Origin of the sequence: Microbacterium azadirachtae, from assembly GCF_025583665.1 — a bacterium.
Classification (GTDB): domain Bacteria; phylum Actinomycetota; class Actinomycetes; order Actinomycetales; family Microbacteriaceae; genus Microbacterium; species Microbacterium azadirachtae.
Genome location: NZ_CP099706.1, coordinates 2,434,642 through 2,452,259 on the forward strand (window position 1 = coordinate 2,434,642; position 17,618 = coordinate 2,452,259).

A 17,618-nucleotide genomic window follows, 5' to 3' on the forward strand; every position below is an offset into this window, starting at 1 on the left:
TCCTCCACGGCTCCGCGGAGAACCGCCGGTGTTCAGCCGATCTGGCTGAACACCGACCAGCCGGACCCGATGATGGTGCTGCCCTTCCAACCGCCTGCACCGTCGCCGCGATACAGCATGAGGCCGCCATCGGGAAGACGCGCGATCACGTCCGCGGCGCCGTCACCGTCGAAGTCACCGGTGGAGAAGACCGCGGTCATGATGGACCAGCCTGTTCCGATCTGCTTCGCGGACACCCAGGATCCCGCACCATCGGTTCCATAGAGCCAGAGGGAGCCGTCCGCCCGACGCGCGATCAGGTCGCCCCGACGGTCGCCGTCGAAGTCGCCCGCGTAGAAGACGGCGTCGAACACGCCCCACCCGGACCCGATCCTCTCGCCACGGCCCGTGATCCAGCCCCCGGCGCCGTTGCCACGATACAGAAGCAGATCGCCCGCACTGTTGCGCATCAGGACATCGGTGTTGCCGTCGCCGTCGAAGTCCATGCTCCCGACGATCACCTGTTTGGGATCCCATCCGGAGCCGATGACGATCGGATCCGCGAAGCCGCCGGCTCCATCGCCCTTCCACAGACGGAACGTCCCCGAGGCGTCGACGCTGCCGACGTCGCGGAACCCGTCGCCGGTGAAGTCGCCGAGCGGGATCAGCCGCGCCTGACCGGCCCAGTCGGTGCGCGCGTAGGAGACCGCGCCCCACCCGCCGGTCCCGTTGCCGCGATACACGGTCAGAGCGCCGGCGGACGTCAGCGCCACGACATCGGCGGCACCGTCCCCGTTCAGGTCTCCGGCACCAGCCGGAAGAGCTCGCGCCTTGGTCGCGGGAGCTCCCGGTCCGCTCAGAGAGGTCATCACATCCCAGCCGCCGCCGACGATCGTGCCACTGGAGAACGCGCCCCCACCGAGGCCGGCGTAGAGGAGCAGCCGGCCCTGCCCGTCACGGGCGAGAAGGTCGGCGGTGCCGTCGGCGCCGAAGTCGCCGGGGCTGAAGATCGCGCTCATCCCGTTCCAGCCGGAGCCGACCACGCGTTGCCCCGCCCAGCCTCCGCGCCCGTTGCCGAAATAGACGACGAGGCTTCCGCCGGACGTGCGACCAATGAGATCCGGCACCCCGTCGCCCGAGAAGTCCACTCCTCCGACCAGCGCCGTGAAGCCCTGCCAGCCCGACCCGACCGGAATGCCCTCGCGGAGTCCGCCCTGGGCGGTTCCCCGCCACAACAGGAGCGTCCCGTCCGCGCGCGTCGTGAACATGTCGGGGATCCCATCCCCGTCGAAGTCGCCTGCGGGCGCGATCAACGCGGCTCCCGACCAGTTCACGGGAAGGGTCCTGACGGCGTCGTATCCGGTGCCGGTTCCGGAGATGACGTCGACGGTGCCGTCGGAGCGGACGTCGATCGCGTCCCTGTTGCCGTCCCCGGTGAGATCGCCGACGCCGAACACCTTGCGGCCCGCGAATCCGGATCCCACCTGGATCGGCGCACCCCACGTGACGTTCTTGAACGGGTAGGCGAGCAGTTGCCCGGCCGCATTGACAGCGAGCACATGCCCCGACGTGTTGATGGGCTGGAGGGTGACCGGCGGCTGGGCGGGCGTCGACGTCTGGGTCGACCCGAACCAGTCGGTGAAGTAGTTGTAGAAGTTCCTGTTGCCGTAGGCGGAGCAGGAGTCGCCCTCGCCGTAGCCGGCTCGCAGGGCGGCGGCGTTGGGCTGGTACGGCGTGTAGTAGTACAGGGCCGCCGTGGCCTTGTTCGCGATGTAGACCGGGCCGGAGCCGCACCCCTGGTTGGGGTTGTACAGGATGTTCCAGGTGTTGCCCGGGGCGTACCAGGTGAACCAGCGACCCTCCATGTAGATCTGCATCTGACGGGCCGCGCCGTAGATCTGCTGGAAGAAGCCGACGTACGTGGGGTCGCACGGCGCATCATCGGGACAGCCCTGTCCGAGAGCGCTGTCGTAGCGCCAGCTGCTCGGCCAGGTGTGCGTGACGAGACCCTGCTCCTTCTGCAGCATCACGATCAGCACCTGCGGGTTGATGTTGCAGGACTGGGAGACGCGGTAGATGATGCTCGCGGCGCTCTCGTTGGCCGTGCCCGAATAGCCACGGCAGTATGCATCCGCCGGACGGTCCTGCGAGGTGACACGGAAGTCCTTGAGGCAGGTGTACCCCGCTTGGCAGGACACGACCTTGGCATTGAAGAAGCTCTGGATCTGGTCCGCGCTCATGGTCGTCTTGTTCGTGAAGACCGCATCGCTGATGATGTTCCCGGCATTCCACCCGTCGAGCGTCATCGGGCGGACCGAGGTCGTCGCGGAGGATGCCAGGGAGGTCTGGACGGCCGATGCCGGTGGACCTCCGGCGATCGCCGGCGCGAGCACGGAGAGAAGGACGGCGGCGATGACGAGCATGCCGATCATCCTGCGTCGGGGCACGGCGGCGCGCACAGGACCCGGGGCATGTCCAGTCATGCTGATATTCTGCGGGACGCCACCCCGGATGACGCCGCGGACACGCACGAAGCTGCCGAACAGCGCGACTCACGCGTCGTCGATGCGTCAGAGCTCCGCGTGCAGCGTCCAGACCCGCTCGGCCGAACCGGTCCAGGAATAGGCGCGCGAGCGATCCGCGGCGAGCACCGACAGGCGCCGCGCGCCCTCCCCCGCCGCATTCCGAACCGCGTCGGCGAACCCGTCCGGCCCCACCAGCAGGCCTCCCTCGGCCAGCACGTCCCGGTGCACGCCGCTGTCCGCGGCGATCACCGGAACCCCGAGCGCGAGCGCCTCGATCATGCGCCACGGCCATGCCGGCGCCGGGTCGGCGGCGGCGAGCGCGAGCGCACCCGCGAGCAGAGCGGCACGATCCGGCGCGTCGAGCCGCCCGATCACGTGCACCCGCGGCGCGGGCAGCCCGGCGGCCGCGGCGGCCCCCGCGATCGCCGAGGCCGCGGCGTCGGGGGCGTCGAGGACGAAGACATCGGCGTCGACGGCGAACGCGGCGGCGAACACCGGCTCGAGCACGGCGGCCCCGCCCGTGGCGACCAGGTACCGCGCCGGGGCGCCGAGAGCGATGCGACGCTCTGCCGCGTCGGGCGGGATCGTGAAGCCCTCGGCCGCGGCTCCCGGGATCACGCGGATCCGGTCCCCGAAGCGGCCCAGGTCCGCGAGCTGCTCGGCCATGGCGTGCGTCGGCACGACGATCGCGTCGGCGTGCTTGACGGCGCGCTTGAGCATGCCGCGGTGCCACAGCACGCTCGCGCGGGACAGCTGCTCGGGTGCCACCCAGGGACTCAGATCCCACACCGTGACCACGGTCTGGTCGTAGTCGTTGGCCCGGTCGTGCTTCACGAGCGGGGCGAGGAGACCGGGGGCATGGATCATGCCGCCGCCGACGCCCGCGACCACGCCCAGCTGCCACGCCCCGGCGAGCTCGCGACGGGCGAGCCCGAGGCGATGCACCGTGTCAGCGCCCGCGACCGTGCTCTCGCCGCCGGCCGGCACGATCGCCTCGATCTCGCACTTCGGCGGCGCGGTCGCCGCGAGCGCCCGGACGAGGGAGAGCGCCGCATCGGCCTGATCGGGCTCCACGACGTCGTTCACCTGATCGAGCACCACCCGCAGCACAGCCATGCGACGAGCCTATCCAGCGCCGGGGCATCCGCCGCTGAGGCGCTCCCGGCCTCTCGCGATCAGCCGGTCGGCGTCGGCGAGGGCGTCGGATGCAGGGCGGCCTTGACCTTCGCGTGGATGTCGTTCCAGTCGGGCTCGAACTCGTCCACGCCGTTCGCCGGGGTGAGATCGATCGTCGTGAGCCCCTGCTGCTTCGCCTTCACCATGAGGTCGAAGAACTCCGGCAGCTTGTCCTGCGGCAGGTCGGTGTCCACCGCCGACGTGCCCGCCGCCGCGATCTCGTTGAAGTGCGTGAGCACGTTCTGCGGCGTGAACTGCTTGAGCAGCGCGTCCTGCAGCTCGCGCTGGCGGCGCATCCGGTCGAAGTCGCTCGTGGTGTACCGCGAGCGGGCGTACCACTGCGCGGTGTCGCCGTTCATGTGCTGCTTGCCGGGCTCGATCCAGCCCGTCGCCCACTCCTCGGCGTTGTCGGGGCCGCCCCACTCCGGCACGTTGCCCTCGGGGAGCCGCTCCTTGACCGTGATGTCGACGCCGCCGAGCGCATCGATGAGCTTCGCGAAGTCGTTCATGTCGAGGAACACGTAGTACGGAATCTTGATCCCGAGCACGCCCTCCGCCGCGTCCTTGGTGGCCTCGACCGCGGGGCGGGATCCGTGCTTGGTCGCCTCCGGGTAGAGGGATGGACCGGTGTGGCACGTCTCGACCGCGTTGGTGAGCTGGTTGATCCCGCTCCCCCAGCCGCATTCGGCGTCGTCGTGCGCCTGCAGGCCGTCGGGGTACAGGTCGTGCATCGGTCCCGGCGCGAACGGCACATGCGGCATGTCGCGCGGGATGCCGAAGATCGTGGTCTTGCCGGTCTCGGCGTTGACCGAGACGACGGAGATGCTGTCATAGCGCATCGAGTCGCGTCCGAGCCCGCTGTCGGCGCCCAGCAGGAGCACGTTGTAGTAGCCGTCGCTCGGCGGCAGGCTCGGCCCGCCCGAGCCGAACAGCGTGCTGATCGCGTTGCGGCTGGATCCGACGATGTTCGCAGCCGACGCCGTGGCGCTCCCGCACAGGCCCAGCACCAGCACGGCTACGAGCGGGATCGCGATCTTCGCGTAGTCCCTGGTGCGGACCAGGCGCACCAGGCGCAGCGTGTCGAAGGTGAGCACGATCCACAGCACGATGTACGCGAAGCACAGGACCTGGATGAGGCTCAGCACGAGCCAGCTCACCCAGCCGCCGCCGACCGTGAGCCACAGCAGCGCCTGGTGCCAGAGCAGCGCGGTCACGCCGCCCACGACCACCAGGGTCCACATCAGCAGCGTCGCGCCGAGCCCGAAGCGGCCGAGGCGCCGGTTGCCGGCCAGCACCTGCGCGGAGCCGGGCACCAGCACGTTGAGCACCACGAGCCACCAGCCGCGGCGCGTCATCACCTGCGGCGAGCCGAAGTCCGGGTCGCGCATCGGGCGCGTGCGGATGAGCCCCGCACTCGATGCGGAGACCGCTCCGGGCCTGGTGAGCATCTGGGTCACAGGCTGTCCTTCAGCCGCCGGTTCTTCTCCTCGACCTGCGCCTCGAGGTCGCGCGCATAGGACTCGATCCGATCGGCCAGGGCGGGATCCGCCGTGCCGAGGATCCGCGCCGCGAGGATGCCCGCGTTGCGTGCTCCGCCGATCGACACCGTGGCGACCGGGATCCCCGCCGGCATCTGCACGATCGAGAGCAGCGAGTCCATGCCGTCCAGGTAGGCGAGCGGAACCGGAACGCCGATCACCGGCAGCGCGGTGACGGAGGCCAGCATTCCCGGCAGATGGGCGGCTCCGCCGGCGCCGGCGATGATCGCCTTCAGGCCGCGCTCGCGCGCCTCGGTGCCGTAGCGGTGCAGCTTCTCGGGCGTGCGATGGGCGGAGACCACCTCGACCTCGTGCGGGATGCCGAACTCGGTCAGCGCCTCGGAGGCGGCGCTCATCACGCGCCAGTCGGAGTCGGATCCCATCACGACGCCGACGAGGGGCGCGGCGGATGCGTGCAGTGTCCCAGTCACCCGTACAGGCTACGGGCGACGCCTGGGAGAACCCCGCTGCGGCGCGCCCCCGGAGCCGAGAACGACCATCCGGCCGCCCGCTTCGCGGGGCTCGCGCCGGGCGTCCGTCGAGGCGGGCGTCAGGCGAACGCCGCCGCAGCGGCGCGCGCCTCGGCGAGCACGGCCTCGAGGTCGGATCCACTCGCGTTCACGTGCCCGACCTTGCGCCCGGGGCGCGGTGCCTTGCCGTAGGTGTGCACCTTCGCGTTCGGGCTCGCGGCGAGAGCGGCGGGCACGCGATCCAGCATCCCGGCGTCGGCGGGGCCGCCGAGGATGTTGATCATCACCGACCACTCGGCATGCGGGGCGGTGTCGCCGAGCGGCAGGTCGGCCACCGCACGCAGGTGCTGCTCGAACTGGCCGGTCACGGCGCCGTCCTGGCTCCAGTGCCCGCTGTTGTGCGGGCGCATCGCGAGCTCGTTGACCAGGATCCGCCCGTCCTCGGTCTGGAACATCTCCACGGCGAGCATGCCGGTGACGTCGAGCCCCTCGGCGATCCCGCGGCCGATGCGCGCCGCCTCCTCGAGGTGTGCGGCGTCGACCCCCGGGGCGGGAGCGATCACCTCGGCGCACACGCCGTCCTTCTGCACCGTCTCCACGACGGGATACGAGACCGATTCGCCGCCGGGGCGCCGGGCGACCTGCTGGGCGAGCTCGCGCACGAACGGCACCAGCTCCTCGACGAGCAGCGCGTCGCCGGCGCCGAGCGCGGCGAACCAGTCGGCCGCCTCCTCCGCGCCCGCGACCACGCGCACGCCCTTGCCGTCGTAGCCGCCGCGGGGGGTCTTGACCACGCCGCGCCCGCCGTGCGCATCGAGGAACGTCTGAAGCTCGGCGACGTCGGCGACACGGGCCCAGTCGGGCTGCGGGGCGCCGAGCTCGGCGAGGCGGGCGCGCATGTCGAGCTTGTCCTGCGCGAACCGCAGCGCGTCGGGTCCGGGGTGCACGGCCACGCCGTCCGCCACGAGCGCGCGCAGCACCTCCTGCGGCACATGCTCGTGGTCGAACGTGATCACGTCGACGTCGGCCGCGAACCGGCGCACCGTGTCGAGGTCGCGGTAGTCCCCCACCGCGGTCGCGGCGAGCTGCGCGGACATCCCCTCGTCCTCCGCGAGCACGCGGATGTCCAGCCCCAGCTCGACCGCCGGAGCGATCATCATCCGCGCCAGCTGTCCGCCGCCGATCACACCCACACGCAACGCCATCGGATCTCCGTTCCTCAGCGTCCATTCTTCCGTACGCGAGGAGTCGGATCCTGCGCCGCCCGGATCCGGCGTTCCTTTCCCTCCCCCGGCTGCGTTTCCCTCCCCGCGCACGCACAAGCACGGGGAGGGAAACACGGCGAGGGGAGGGAAACGTGCCTCCGTGCCCCGTCTTCGGCTCAGGCGCCGAAGCTCGCGGCCTGCGCGTCGCGGTGCGCGAGGATCTGCCCGACCTCGACCTGATCGGCCAGGGTCTCCTGCACGAGCACCACATTCGGGACGTCGCGCAGCCGCAGCGGCGCGTCCACGCCGTTGGAGAGCAGGATCGTCCCGGCGCCCACCATGCGCTGCAGCGGCCCGCGGCGCACCGTGATCGTGTAGCCCCGGGCGTGCGACATCTCGGTGCTGCTGCGGGATCCGATGCCGTCGCGCACGATCACACGGCGCGTCGTGATCGTGAACCGGCGGGAGATCCAGGTCACGAACGGCACCACCACGAGCAGGAGCACCACCGCTCCCGCCGCTGCCCACAGCATCCAGTCCTTCGCCCATCCCGCGATCGGCGCAGGGAGGTTGCCGGTGAAGTACCCGGTGGCGCCGGCGACCGCGATGAGCACGAGCGCCGACCAGACCAGGTGGCGGGCGTGCGGATGGAACCGGGCGACGAGGCGCTCCTCCGCCGGCACGCCGGGCGGCGGCGTCAGGGGCCGCCCGCTCAGACTCACCGGTTGCGTCACGCGTCCATTGTGACCCGTGCCGTGGACAACCGCACGGCCCGGCGCGGGTGTGTCCGGATGCGGTCGGCCCGGCGGGCGGATCCGGGCGGGTCCGCTCAGACGACGAGTGCGATCGCGACGCCGTCCCAGCCCTTGACGCCGACGGTCTGCAGGGCCGTCGCATCGAAGCGCGGGTCCCGTCCGAGCATCTCGAGGCCGGCACGCGTCCCGGCGACCTTCGGATCCGTGGAGGCCGGATCGACGATGTCGCCGTCACGGCCGATGTTGTCCAGGACGACCACGGTGCCGGGCCGCCCGAGGCGCGCGGCCCAGTCGAGGTAGATCGTGTTGGACTCCTTGTCCGCGTCGATGAAGACGAGGTCGAACGGTCCCGGATCGGCGAGCGTCGGCAGCACGTCCGCCGCCCGTCCGACGAGGATCTCCACGCGGTCCCCCACGCCCGCGGCGTCGATGCTCGCCCGCGCGACGGCCGCGTTCGCCGGCTCCGCCTCGATCGTGACGACGCGGCCGCCGTCGCCCACGGCGCCCGCCATCCAGATCGTGGAGTAGCCGCCGAGCGTGCCGATCTCCAGCACCCGCCGCGCACCGGAGATCCGAACCAGCAGGCTCAGCAGCTTGCCGCTCACCGGCGCGACCTCGATCGCGGGCATCCCCGCGGCCCGCTGCGCCGTCAGCGCCGCCTCGAGGGCCGGGTCGTGCCCGACCAGCGTCTCGGCGAGGAAGTCGTCAGCGGCGCGCCAGTGGGCGGGAGTCGGTTCAGCCATGGGCCCAGCTTCACGGCTTCGGACGCCGGGATCAAGTGCCCGTCGGCGTCGACGGCTCCCCGGATCCGCCCCGGGTCGGAGGAGCCGGCGCGGAGGGATCTGCTCCGACCGGCGGCAGGGTCGACGGCAGCGTGCGCGGACGGTCCGCGGCGAGCGCCGGCTGCCGGCGGAACTGGCCGGTGGCGATCAGCACGACGATCACGACCGCGCCGACGATCCAGCCGGCCACGCCGAGAGGAAGGACGAGGGCCGGATCCGGATCCGATCCCGCCGCGTAGAACCAGAGGTACATCGCCGCCGAGGCGTTGAAGGCGCCGTGCGCGAACACCGCGGGCCAGATCGACGCGGAGCGCAGCCGCAGCCAGCCGAAGAGCACCCCCAGCACGACGCAGCCACCGGTCATCAGCAGCACTCCGCCCAGGTCGGCGCGGCCGAAGTTGTAGCCCAGCAGGATGATCGGCGCGTGCCACAGCCCCCAGATCGCACCGCTGACGAGCAGGGCGGGCCAGGTGCCCCAGCGGCGCAGGGCGGGGACGAGGAATCCTCGCCAGCCGAGCTCCTCCCCGAAGGCGGCGACGGCGTTGACCGTCGCGCCGGCGACGGGGATGCTCGCCGCCTGCGCGGCGATGAGCACGCCGGCCGGCGGCAGCGGCGTGCCCGCGGGCACCTTCGCCGCGAGCAGCTCGGCGAATCCGGAGAAGCCGACGAGATCCACCCTCAGCCACCCGCACAGGACCGCCACCGCCGTCGAGGCGAGCACCAGCAGCGGCGGCACCAGCAGTCCGATCACCGACATCCCCACCACGCGCCGCACCGGGCGCAGCGGCCACAGTCCGAGGAACCGCAGCCGTGCGCCGCGCGGGATCGGCCGCAGCACGACGAGCACCAGGAGCACGGCGATCGCCGGGGTGTACATCATCACCGACATCAGCGGCACGGCGTATGGCTCGCGCAGCCCGGCGCCGAGCCACAGGGGCAGCACCACCAGCCAGGCGAGGCCGAAGGCCAGCACCAGGTAGGTGAGGACCGCGCCCGCGCCGATCCGCGGTGCTTCCGCCGCCGGAGCGGCCGTGCCGGCATCCGGGTTCCTGTTCTCGGTCATGCGGCGCCTCCCTCGGGATCGGCCGGCGCCTGCGCGCTGTCCAGATAGGCCTGCAGGACCGCCGCGCCGACGGCCGCGCCGTCGACCGTGACCACGAGCGGACGCCTGTCGCGGCGCTCGACCTCGATCGCGGGCCCCTTGCGCAGCACGATGCCGGTGCGCCCGTCGAGGCCGAGCCGCCAGCCGAAGCCGCCGAACTCGCCGAACGGGTTGCACTCGACCGCGCGCACCGAGACGACGTCGGCGAGCGGCACGTGCACGCGCGGAAACCCGATCATCGAGCGCACCAGGAGCCCGTCCGGCCCCACGCGCACCCGGAAGGACGCGGAGCTCGCGAAGGCCACGCCGACCAGCAGCAGCGTCAGCGCCGGGATCCACATCCGATCGGTGAACCGGATCGCCATCACGGCGGTGACGCCGACGATGACCACGATGAGCAGCGAGACGAGGATCACGGCGGCGCGGGACATGCTCGCCGTCGCCAGCCACACCACCCGCTGGCCCCGCCCGATGGCGTCGACGTGCACCGGCTGCAGGGGCGCGGCCGGCGCGGGCCGGACGTGCGGCTGCACCAACCAGCCGAGGCCGATCAGGGCGACGAACACGGCGAAAGCGGCGACCATCTGCCCGCCGATGTCGGAGACGTGAGAGGCGTCGGCGACGCCTCGCTGCAGGCTCACCCCGCTGAGGGCCACGACGGCGCTGAGCCCCGAGATCCCGAGAGCCATCGCCGCGAGGAGCCGCGCGGCGCCGCCCCAGTGGTCGCGCACGCCCAGCAGCGTGCCGACCGTCATCACCGCGGGCAGCACGAAGCCGAGCAGGACCGCCATCCACGCGAACGTCTCGGGAGGCCCGAAGCCGTCGGCACCGGACGGCCCCCAGTGCGTGACCGCGGGAGACGGCAGTTCGGGCAGCCACGACAGGACGAGCCCGAGCACCACTGCGGAGAGGACGAGCGGCACCGCCACCCCGACGATCAGCGCGATCAGCCGGGCGCGACGCAGCTCCTGCGGCGGGATGGCCGTCACGTGCTGCGCCGTGGAATCCGTGCGGTCGTTCATGATGTCACCTTTCCTGCCCGGCATCCGGGCCGTCGACAGCCCCGGGACCTCGTCGATCCCCTGTCGCGGACTCGTGCGCGGCGATCAGGGCGGCGAGCGTCGCCGGTGTGACGCCGAGGGCGGCGCCGCGGCGGACGAGGACCGCGATGTCCTCTCCGATCTCCGCGAGCGGGGCGGCCGCAGCCGCGAGCACGGCCCCCCTGCCCCGGCGCAGATCCACCAGCCCCTCGTCGCGCAGGTCCTGATAGGCCCGCAGCACGGTGTGCACGTTCACGTCGATCGCCGAGGCCAGCTCGCGCGCGGCGGGCAGCCGGTCTCCGGGGCGCAGGCGTCCCGCCAGCACCTCCGCGCGCACCGAGGCCGCGATCTGCTCGAACAGCGGACGTGCGCTGTCGGTGTCGATCCGGATCAGCATCGCGCACCTCCCGTCGTGGTTCACCTGCACGATTATTCTATGACAACTAGATCAATTGTGGAAGGGATCCCGTCGATTCCCGCATCGGCGGGAGCAATTGTGGAAGGGATCCCGTCGATTGCCGATCCGGGCGCGACAGCGGCGACACTGGGCGCATGCGCATCACTCCCCGCCGCCTCGCCGTCGGCATGAGTCTGTGGATCCCCAACCTCTTCAGCGGCATCCGCGTCCGCCGGTTCAGCGCCGACTGGACGCACGCCACCGTCGAGCTGCACGTGAACGTCTTCACCCGCAACTACGTGAAGACCGCCTTCGGCGGATCCATGCAGGCCATGACGGATCCGTACTTCTTCATGCTCGTCATGCACCAGCTCGGCCGCGACTACGTCGTGTGGGACACCCGCGGCGAGATCGAGTTCCTCAAGCCCGGCCGCGGCGTGCTCACCGCGCAGTTCGACGTGCCGACGCACCGGGTCGACGACATCCGCGCCCGCGCCGAAGGCGGCGCGAAGGTGCTCGAGTGGTTCGAGACCGAGATCACCGATCGCTCGGGCGACGTCGTGGCGCGCGTGCGCCGCGAGGTCTACGTCCGGGAGAAGAAGCGGGTCACCGCCGCCCGGGTGTGACCCCGCGCAGGCTCGAGGCGCGCTCGACCAGCGTCGGCGCGAGGCGCACAGTGTCCCGTGAGCCCGACGTGCCCGCGACCAGGCCGAGCGCGAGCTCCAGCGCCGTGCGACCGCTCTCCTCGAACGGCTGCCGCACGGTGGTGAGGCCGAGCCCCTCGGCCAGCTCGCCGTCGTCGTAGCCGATCACCGGCAGTCTCTCGCTCTCCGGTCGGGAGCGCTGCAGCTCGAGGACGGCGGCCGCGAACCGGTCGTGATTCGCGACGACGGCGGTGGCCCCGGCATCGCGCGCGGCCTGCAGCACCCGCTGGTCGATCTCGGCCGGCCCGTCCACCGCCGTCGGCACCACCGAGACGTGCCGCTGCAGCCCCTCGATGCGCAGCATCCCGGCCGACACATAGGCCGGCGAGCGCTGCGGCTCGTGCACGAACAGCGCCGTGCGGTGCCCGAGCTCGACGAGGTGGCGGCCGATCTGCTCGCCTCCGTCCCGATCGTCGACCAGGACGACGGGGCCGCCGACGGCGCCCTTCGCCGGCACGACGTCCACGTAGACGACAGGGATCCTCGCCGCCCTGCTCGCGCGACGGGCGGCGCCTCCGAGAGGCACGCCCATGACGATGAGCCCCGACGCGTCGGTGCGCGCCGGCAGCACGTCCAGCAGCGGCTCGTCGGCCGCGGCCGCCGAATCCAGGTCGTAGGGGATGATGTCCACCGCGACGTCGCGCGCCCGCCGCAGCATCCCCGAGAGCCGGCGCAGGTAGGAGGGGTAGCTCGTGAAGGGGGCGGCGACCGCGATCCGGGATGCGCCGATACGGCGCCCCTGCGTCATCCGGTAGCCGAGCGCGGTGGCGGCCGCGACGATCCGCTCGCGCGTCTCCGGGCGCACCCGATGCGGCGCGCTCACCGCCAGCGAGACCGTCGAGATGCTCACCCCGGCACGCGCGGCGACGTCGTAGATCGTGACCCTTCCTGGACGTGCGCGCATCGCTCGGATCCCCTCTTCATCGAAGTTCTTCGATTGCTCAGACTAGTCCGCAGCCCGTCGAAGGAGATGACCGATGCCGAGAGGCTCCCGCTACCGCCGCCCGATGCTCGACCGCGCCGTCGCGGCGCATGAGGCGAAGACCGCCGCCCTTCTCGCGCCCGAGCCGAAGGATCCTGCGGGGCGGCGCCGCGTCGCCGGCGAGAACGACACCGCGGTCAGCGCGGCCCTGGGAGTCTCGCCCCTTCACACCGCCACCGCCGAGCACACCGTGCCCGTCGCCGGCCATCCGGACGTGCGGGTGCGCGTCTACTGGCCCGGCCCCGAACCGGCCCCGCGGGACGCGGGACTCCCGATCCTCGTGTACTTCTACGGCGGAGGCTTCACGATCGCCGGCATCGACTGGGTCTCGTGGGATGCGCGGTTCCGCGAGCGGGCGCGCGACGCGGGGATCATCATCGTCGCCGCAGACTACGCACACGCGCCGGAACGGCGATTCCCCACCCAGCCGGAGCAGTGCTGGAGCGCCTGGGAATGGACGCATGCCCGCGCGGAGGAGCTGGGCGGATCCCGCGACCGGCTCGCCGTGGGCGGCGCGTCCTCCGGGGGCGACCTGGCCGCGGCGGTAACGCTCATGAACCGCGACCGCGCCGCGCATCCGATCGCCCTGCAGCTGCTGGAGAACCCGGCGCTCGACCTCACCATCGGGCACGCCGACGCGCGCGGCGTCAGCGCGAGGATGCCCGGCGTCATCGTGCGCAAGGCCGGCCGGATGCTGGTGCGGCAGTACGTCGGCGACGACACGAAGGCGGCCCGAGACCCGTACGCCTCGCCGCTGCTCGCCGACTCCCACGCCGGCCTCCCTCCGGCGCTCATCATCACCTCCGAGCTGGATCCCCTCCGCGGCGACGGCGAGGCGTACGCCAGGGCGCTCTCCGACGCCGGAGTCGATGTCACGGCCGTGCGGTTCATCGGTCAGACGCACGGGTCCCTCGGTGCGACCGGCTTCGTCCCGGCCGCCGACGTCGCCCACCGCCTGATCGTGACCGAGCTGCGCCGGCTGCGGGCGGACTCATGAGCACCGCCGACACGCTCGCACTCGACGCGCCGGTGCGGGCCTGGCTCCGCCGGATCGGGGAGATCGTCGTCGATCTGCCGGACTACGACTCGCCCGATCCCGCCGCGCATCGTCGGGCGGCCAGGATCCTGAGCGATCGGCTGGCCGCCGAGTTCACGGAACCGACTCCCCTGGGCGTGGAGGCCGAGGAGCTGCGGCTCACCGGCGCCGCCGGATCTCTCCGCGCCCGGCGGTTCCGCCCTGCGGGCTCGTCCGGCCCTCTCCCGACCATGCTGTGGCTGCACGGCGGAGGCTGGATCGCGGGCACGATCGACGAGGTCCTCAACGAGAGCACCACGGCGGACCGCGCCCTGCGCTCCGCGGTGCAGATCGTGTCGCTCGAGTACCGCCTCGCGCCGGAGCACCCCTTCCCCGCCCCCGTCGACGACGCCGTCGCGGCCCTCGCCGACCTGCGCACGCGGGCGGGCGAGCTGGGCATCGACCCGGACCGCCTCGGCATCGGAGGCAACTCCGCCGGAGCCACGATCGCGGCCTCCGCCGCCCTCCGGGAGAGGGATGCCGGCCGCCTGCTGCACCATCAGGCGCTCGAGGTGCTGCCCGCCACCCTGCGCCCTCTCGACGGCCTGTCCGAGCAGCGACGCCGCGCCTCCGGCATGGACGGCGCCGAACTGCTCGCCGGCCTCTACCGCGCGGGCGCCCCGCTCGCGGAGTGCTCACCGCTCGACGCCGCCGATCATCGAGGCCTCGCTCCGGCGCTCATCCTCGCCGCCGAGTTCGATCCGCTGCGCGACGGCGCCGTCGCCTACGCCCGCGCCCTGCAGGACGCGGACGTGCCCGTGATCCTCCGCATCGGCGCGGGTCACGTGCACGGCTCCCCGGGACTCACCGCCTGGCAGGGCGCCCGCGACTGGCGCGACGTGTTCGTCGGCGAGCTCGCCGCCGCCTACGCATCCGGACCCCCGCACCCGCACCCGCACCCGCACCCAGCCACCGACCCGAGAGGGAGACGATGATGTCCACCCATGCCGCAGATCCCGTGATCCCCCTGCCGTCCGCACCCGGCGACGACGGCGTGCCCGGCGAGCGCCAGACCCGGTGGTTCTGGATCGCGTTCGTCCTCACCTGGCTCGCGACCGGCATCGCCCAGGGCGTGGCGGGCGTCGCCGTGCCGCAGCTCCTCAAGGAGTGGGATCCCGGCCAGGCGACGGGCAACCTCAGCATCGTGCTCACGGCGGGCGGCGCGGCGATCCTCGTCACCACGCCGATCTTCGGGCGTCTCAGCGACCGGTCGCTCTCGCGTCTCGGCATCCGCCGCCCGTGGATCGCGGCGGGCGTGCTCATCGCCGCGATCGGCTATCTCCTGCAGGCGTTCGCCCCCTCCCTCCTCGTACTCGGAGCGGGCGTCGTGCTCGTGCTGATCGGATGGGGAGCGGTGTCGATGACGATCCACACCCTCTTCGCGGATCAGATCCGCCGCCGCATCCGCGCGATCATGTCCGCCGTCACAGGCGCCGCGTCGACCATCGGCATCTTCGGCGGCGTCGCGCTGGCCGGCGCGGTCGCGGGCACGGGACAGGTCGGAATGTTCCTCATCCCGGGCGGAATCGCCGTCGTGCTCGCACTCACGCTCTTCTTCGCCCTGCGCGACCTGCACCGCACGGTCCCCGCTCCTCCGCTCGACTGGCGCGGGGTGCTCGAGACGTTCTGGCTGAGTCCGCGCCGCTACCCCGACTTCGCGTGGGCCTGGATCTGCCGCTTCTTCATGACCGCCTCGATCGTGTCCGTGACGAGCTACCTCTACCTCACGATCTCCAGCCGCTTCGGCATCGATGACCCGGCGCGGATCGCCGGCATCCAGACCCAGGCCACCGCGGCGTTCACGATCATGAACCTCGTGCTGGCGTTCGTCTTCGGCGTCATCTCCGACCGCACCGGGCGGCGCAAGCCGACCGTGGTGATCGGAGCGCTCACGAGCGCGGTCGGACTCGTCGTCGCCGTCGCGGTCGGCGACATCACCTTCTTCCTGATCGGGATCGGCATCGTCGGCGCCGGGCAGGGCGCCTACATCGCCGCCGACGTCGCGCTCATGACCGAGTGCCTGCCCTCGACCGAGGACGCCGGCAAGGACCTCGGCATCGTGGCGCTCGCCTACCTGCTCCCGGGCATCCTGGTGCCGGTGTTCGCCTTCTTCGTGACGCGCATCGGCTCGCCCACGGGGGAGAACTTCGTGGCGCTCTACGCGGGTGCGGTCGTGATGGCGCTGTTCGCGGCCTTCGCCGTCACCCGGGTCAAGGCCGTGCGATGAGCAGGGACGATCGGCTCCCCTGGACGGCGCGCGCCGAGTACCGCCGGCTGCGCTCCGCTCCCGGCATGCCGCCGCAGACCCACACGGGTGTGCGCCGGACCTCCGGCATCGCGGTGCCCGCGGACGACGGCGTCGCGCTGCTCACCGACCACTGGGCGGCCGAGGACGCGGGCCCGCACACGGTGCTCATCCGCACGCCCTACGACCGGAACGGCGTCGCCGCCGTGGCGCGCTTCCTCGCCGAACGCGGACATCATGTGGTGGTGCAGAGCTGCCGGGGCACCTTCGGCTCCGGCGGCGACTTCCGGCCTCTGCACGACGAGGCCGCCGACGGGCAGGCGACGCTGCGGTGGCTGCGCGCACAGCCGTGGGCGACGGGTCTCGTGCATTCCTGGGGCGGCAGCTACTTCGGGGTGACGCAGTGGGCGTACTGCGACGGCGCGCTCCGGCCCGACGCGATGGGCATCGCGGTGTCGGCGCGGCGCTTCGACGAGGCGATCCTCTACCTCGGACGCGGCTTCTCGATCGACACGCCGCTCGCGTGGGCGTACGCGCTCGGCGTGCAGGAGCGCCGGCTGCCGGCCCGTCTGTGGAGGCTGCTGGGCGCACGCGGGGCCCTCGCACGGGGAGCGCGGACGGTGCCGCCGTCCGAGGCCGTGCCCGCGGCGCTGGGCGACGACCCGCAGTTCTTCCGCGACTGGGTCGAACACAGCGATCCGGGCGATCCCTGGTGGGATCCGCTGCACTTCGCCTCCGATCCCGCAGCGGTGCCGCCCGTCGCGCTGATGGCGGGGTGGCAGGACCTCTTCCTCGTCGGCCAGCTGCAGGACCACGCCGCGCTGCAGGGCGCCGGGGTGCGGACGCGCCTGATCGTGGGCGACTGGATCCACGGGGCTCCCGAGATCACGGTGATCGGCGTGCGGGAGGCACTGCAGGCCCTCGAGGGCGAGCCCGAGGCCGCCCCGGTGCGCGTCGAGATCAGCGGGGGCGGTGGCTGGCGGGATCTGGCCGCCTGGCCGCCGCCGAGCACTCCGCATCCGTGGGAGCTGACCGCGGACGGCCGTCTCGTCGCGCCGGGGACCGCCCGCGCGGAGGGCGCGCTCACGTCGCGCTACGACCCCGCCGATCCCACTCCCGATGCCGGCGGCCGAACGCTCAACCCGTTCAGCGCCGGGCGCCGCGATCAGCGCCGTCGCGAGAGCCGCGAGGACGTGCTGCTGTTCACGGGCGAGCCGCTCCCGGATCCGCTGCTGGTCATGGGCTCGGCGGAGATCGGACTCACGCTCGCCTCCACGAATCCCCGGGTCGATGTCTTCGTGCGCCTGTGCGAAGTGGACGCGCGGGGGATCTCCCGCACCGTCACCGACGGCTATCTGCGGCTCTCCCCGGAGGCCGCGCCCGGCGAGCCGCGCTCGGTCCGGGTCGTGCTCGCACCGATCGCGCACCGCTTCGCCCCGGGCAGCCGCCTCCGCGTGCAGGTGTCGTGGGGCGCGCACCCCCTGCACCTGCGCAATCCGGGCACGGCGGATCCGGTGCGCGACCACTCGCGCCTGGTGGCCAGCACGCAGACGCTCCTCCTCGGCGGTGCGACGCCCGCGGTGCTCTCGCTGCCCGTTCCGACGGACGCGGCACCCGCCGTTCACCCGGGCGTGCCACGATGA

The 17,618-nt window shown here is 72.5% G+C and carries 16 protein-coding genes; 5 read left to right on the top strand and 11 right to left on the bottom strand.

All coding sequences use genetic code 11. From position 1 onward, the window contains the following. Window positions 1-32: 32 nt before the first annotated feature. The 10 genes from NFX31_RS11580 to NFX31_RS11625 form a co-directional block, all read right to left on the bottom strand. Entirely contained in the window at window positions 33-2,462 is a 2,430-nt protein-coding gene (locus NFX31_RS11580) for an FG-GAP repeat domain-containing protein (protein ID WP_262955790.1), read from the bottom strand. Between the two features lie 87 nt (window positions 2,463-2,549). Continuing rightward, window positions 2,550-3,620 carry a glycosyltransferase gene (locus NFX31_RS11585; RefSeq protein ID WP_262955791.1) on the bottom strand — a complete coding sequence of 357 codons (1,071 nt, stop codon included), beginning with the start codon at window positions 3,618-3,620 and terminating at the stop codon, window positions 2,550-2,552. A gap of 59 nt (window positions 3,621-3,679) precedes the next feature. After that, complete coding sequence (locus tag NFX31_RS11590) at window positions 3,680-5,128, bottom strand: LCP family protein (RefSeq protein ID WP_045251278.1); 1,449 nt, start codon at window positions 5,126-5,128, stop codon at window positions 3,680-3,682. Window positions 5,129-5,133: 5 nt separating this feature from the next. After that, window positions 5,134-5,601: a 5-(carboxyamino)imidazole ribonucleotide mutase gene (gene purE, locus NFX31_RS11595; protein ID WP_045251178.1), complete on the bottom strand. Its 468-nt coding sequence runs from the start codon at window positions 5,599-5,601 to the stop codon at window positions 5,134-5,136. Between the two features lie 167 nt (window positions 5,602-5,768). Then, window positions 5,769-6,893 carry a 5-(carboxyamino)imidazole ribonucleotide synthase gene (locus NFX31_RS11600; protein ID WP_091479099.1) on the bottom strand — a complete coding sequence of 375 codons (1,125 nt, stop codon included), beginning with the start codon at window positions 6,891-6,893 and terminating at the stop codon, window positions 5,769-5,771. 176 nt (window positions 6,894-7,069) lie between these two features. After that, window positions 7,070-7,627 carry a PH domain-containing protein gene (locus NFX31_RS11605; RefSeq protein ID WP_052674386.1) on the bottom strand — a complete coding sequence of 186 codons (558 nt, stop codon included), beginning with the start codon at window positions 7,625-7,627 and terminating at the stop codon, window positions 7,070-7,072. Between the two features lie 95 nt (window positions 7,628-7,722). Further along, window positions 7,723-8,391 (bottom strand): O-methyltransferase, encoded by a 669-nt coding sequence (locus NFX31_RS11610; RefSeq protein WP_045251180.1) that lies wholly within the window; start codon window positions 8,389-8,391, stop codon window positions 7,723-7,725. 31 nt (window positions 8,392-8,422) lie between these two features. After that, window positions 8,423-9,493 carry a CPBP family intramembrane glutamic endopeptidase gene (locus tag NFX31_RS11615; RefSeq protein WP_262955793.1) on the bottom strand — a complete coding sequence of 357 codons (1,071 nt, stop codon included), beginning with the start codon at window positions 9,491-9,493 and terminating at the stop codon, window positions 8,423-8,425. Continuing rightward, window positions 9,490-10,554, bottom strand: coding sequence for a DUF1648 domain-containing protein (locus tag NFX31_RS11620; protein ID WP_045251181.1), 1,065 nt, complete (start codon window positions 10,552-10,554; stop codon window positions 9,490-9,492). Before NFX31_RS11620 ends, NFX31_RS11615 begins: the two co-directional genes overlap by 4 nt. Before the next feature lie 4 nt (window positions 10,555-10,558). Continuing rightward, window positions 10,559-10,969, bottom strand: coding sequence for a GntR family transcriptional regulator (locus NFX31_RS11625; RefSeq protein WP_045251182.1), 411 nt, complete (start codon window positions 10,967-10,969; stop codon window positions 10,559-10,561). A gap of 155 nt (window positions 10,970-11,124) precedes the next feature. Between NFX31_RS11625 and NFX31_RS11630 the strand changes: the two genes are divergently transcribed. Further along, window positions 11,125-11,595 (top strand): DUF4442 domain-containing protein, encoded by a 471-nt coding sequence (locus NFX31_RS11630; RefSeq protein WP_045251183.1) that lies wholly within the window; start codon window positions 11,125-11,127, stop codon window positions 11,593-11,595. Here the strand turns inward: NFX31_RS11630 and NFX31_RS11635 are convergent. Beyond that, complete coding sequence (locus NFX31_RS11635) at window positions 11,576-12,577, bottom strand: LacI family DNA-binding transcriptional regulator (protein ID WP_045251184.1); 1,002 nt, start codon at window positions 12,575-12,577, stop codon at window positions 11,576-11,578. The two genes, NFX31_RS11630 and NFX31_RS11635, sit on opposite strands and share 20 nt — an antisense overlap. A gap of 73 nt (window positions 12,578-12,650) precedes the next feature. Between NFX31_RS11635 and NFX31_RS11640 the strand changes: the two genes are divergently transcribed. The 4 genes from NFX31_RS11640 to NFX31_RS11655 are packed head-to-tail and all read left to right on the top strand — an operon-like array spanning window position 12,651 to window position 17,618. Next, window positions 12,651-13,652: an alpha/beta hydrolase gene (locus tag NFX31_RS11640; protein WP_262955796.1), complete on the top strand. Its 1,002-nt coding sequence runs from the start codon at window positions 12,651-12,653 to the stop codon at window positions 13,650-13,652. After that, window positions 13,649-14,665, top strand: a complete 1,017-nt coding sequence (locus tag NFX31_RS11645; protein WP_262955797.1) for an alpha/beta hydrolase — start codon at window positions 13,649-13,651, stop codon at window positions 14,663-14,665. Before NFX31_RS11640 ends, NFX31_RS11645 begins: the two co-directional genes overlap by 4 nt. Further along, window positions 14,665-15,957: an MFS transporter gene (locus NFX31_RS11650; protein ID WP_262955798.1), complete on the top strand. Its 1,293-nt coding sequence runs from the start codon at window positions 14,665-14,667 to the stop codon at window positions 15,955-15,957. The genes NFX31_RS11645 and NFX31_RS11650 overlap by 1 nt, the downstream gene beginning before the upstream one ends. Continuing rightward, complete coding sequence (locus NFX31_RS11655; RefSeq protein ID WP_262955800.1) at window positions 15,954-17,618, top strand: CocE/NonD family hydrolase; 1,665 nt, start codon at window positions 15,954-15,956, stop codon at window positions 17,616-17,618. The genes NFX31_RS11650 and NFX31_RS11655 overlap by 4 nt, the downstream gene beginning before the upstream one ends.

What these genes read in the sequence shown, in the direction of transcription:
- NFX31_RS11615 (WP_262955793.1), bottom strand. Translation starts at nt 9,493, where the DNA reads ATGACCGAGAACAGGAACCCGGATGCCGGCACGGCCGCTCCGGCGGCG.
- NFX31_RS11620 (WP_045251181.1), bottom strand. Translation starts at nt 10,554, where the DNA reads ATGAACGACCGCACGGATTCCACGGCGCAGCACGTGACGGCCATCCCG.
- NFX31_RS11625 (WP_045251182.1), bottom strand. Translation starts at nt 10,969, where the DNA reads ATGCTGATCCGGATCGACACCGACAGCGCACGTCCGCTGTTCGAGCAG.
- NFX31_RS11630 (WP_045251183.1), top strand. Translation starts at nt 11,125, where the DNA reads ATGCGCATCACTCCCCGCCGCCTCGCCGTCGGCATGAGTCTGTGGATC.
- NFX31_RS11585 (WP_262955791.1), bottom strand. Translation starts at nt 3,620, where the DNA reads ATGGCTGTGCTGCGGGTGGTGCTCGATCAGGTGAACGACGTCGTGGAG.
- NFX31_RS11600 (WP_091479099.1), bottom strand. Translation starts at nt 6,893, where the DNA reads ATGGCGTTGCGTGTGGGTGTGATCGGCGGCGGACAGCTGGCGCGGATG.
- NFX31_RS11580 (WP_262955790.1), bottom strand. Translation starts at nt 2,462, where the DNA reads ATGACTGGACATGCCCCGGGTCCTGTGCGCGCCGCCGTGCCCCGACGC.
- NFX31_RS11650 (WP_262955798.1), top strand. Translation starts at nt 14,665, where the DNA reads ATGTCCACCCATGCCGCAGATCCCGTGATCCCCCTGCCGTCCGCACCC.
- purE (WP_045251178.1), bottom strand. Translation starts at nt 5,601, where the DNA reads ATGGGATCCGACTCCGACTGGCGCGTGATGAGCGCCGCCTCCGAGGCG.
- NFX31_RS11635 (WP_045251184.1), bottom strand. Translation starts at nt 12,577, where the DNA reads ATGCGCGCACGTCCAGGAAGGGTCACGATCTACGACGTCGCCGCGCGT.
- NFX31_RS11655 (WP_262955800.1), top strand. Translation starts at nt 15,954, where the DNA reads ATGAGCAGGGACGATCGGCTCCCCTGGACGGCGCGCGCCGAGTACCGC.
- NFX31_RS11590 (WP_045251278.1), bottom strand. Translation starts at nt 5,128, where the DNA reads ATGCTCACCAGGCCCGGAGCGGTCTCCGCATCGAGTGCGGGGCTCATC.
- NFX31_RS11645 (WP_262955797.1), top strand. Translation starts at nt 13,649, where the DNA reads ATGAGCACCGCCGACACGCTCGCACTCGACGCGCCGGTGCGGGCCTGG.
- NFX31_RS11610 (WP_045251180.1), bottom strand. Translation starts at nt 8,391, where the DNA reads ATGGCTGAACCGACTCCCGCCCACTGGCGCGCCGCTGACGACTTCCTC.
- NFX31_RS11640 (WP_262955796.1), top strand. Translation starts at nt 12,651, where the DNA reads ATGCCGAGAGGCTCCCGCTACCGCCGCCCGATGCTCGACCGCGCCGTC.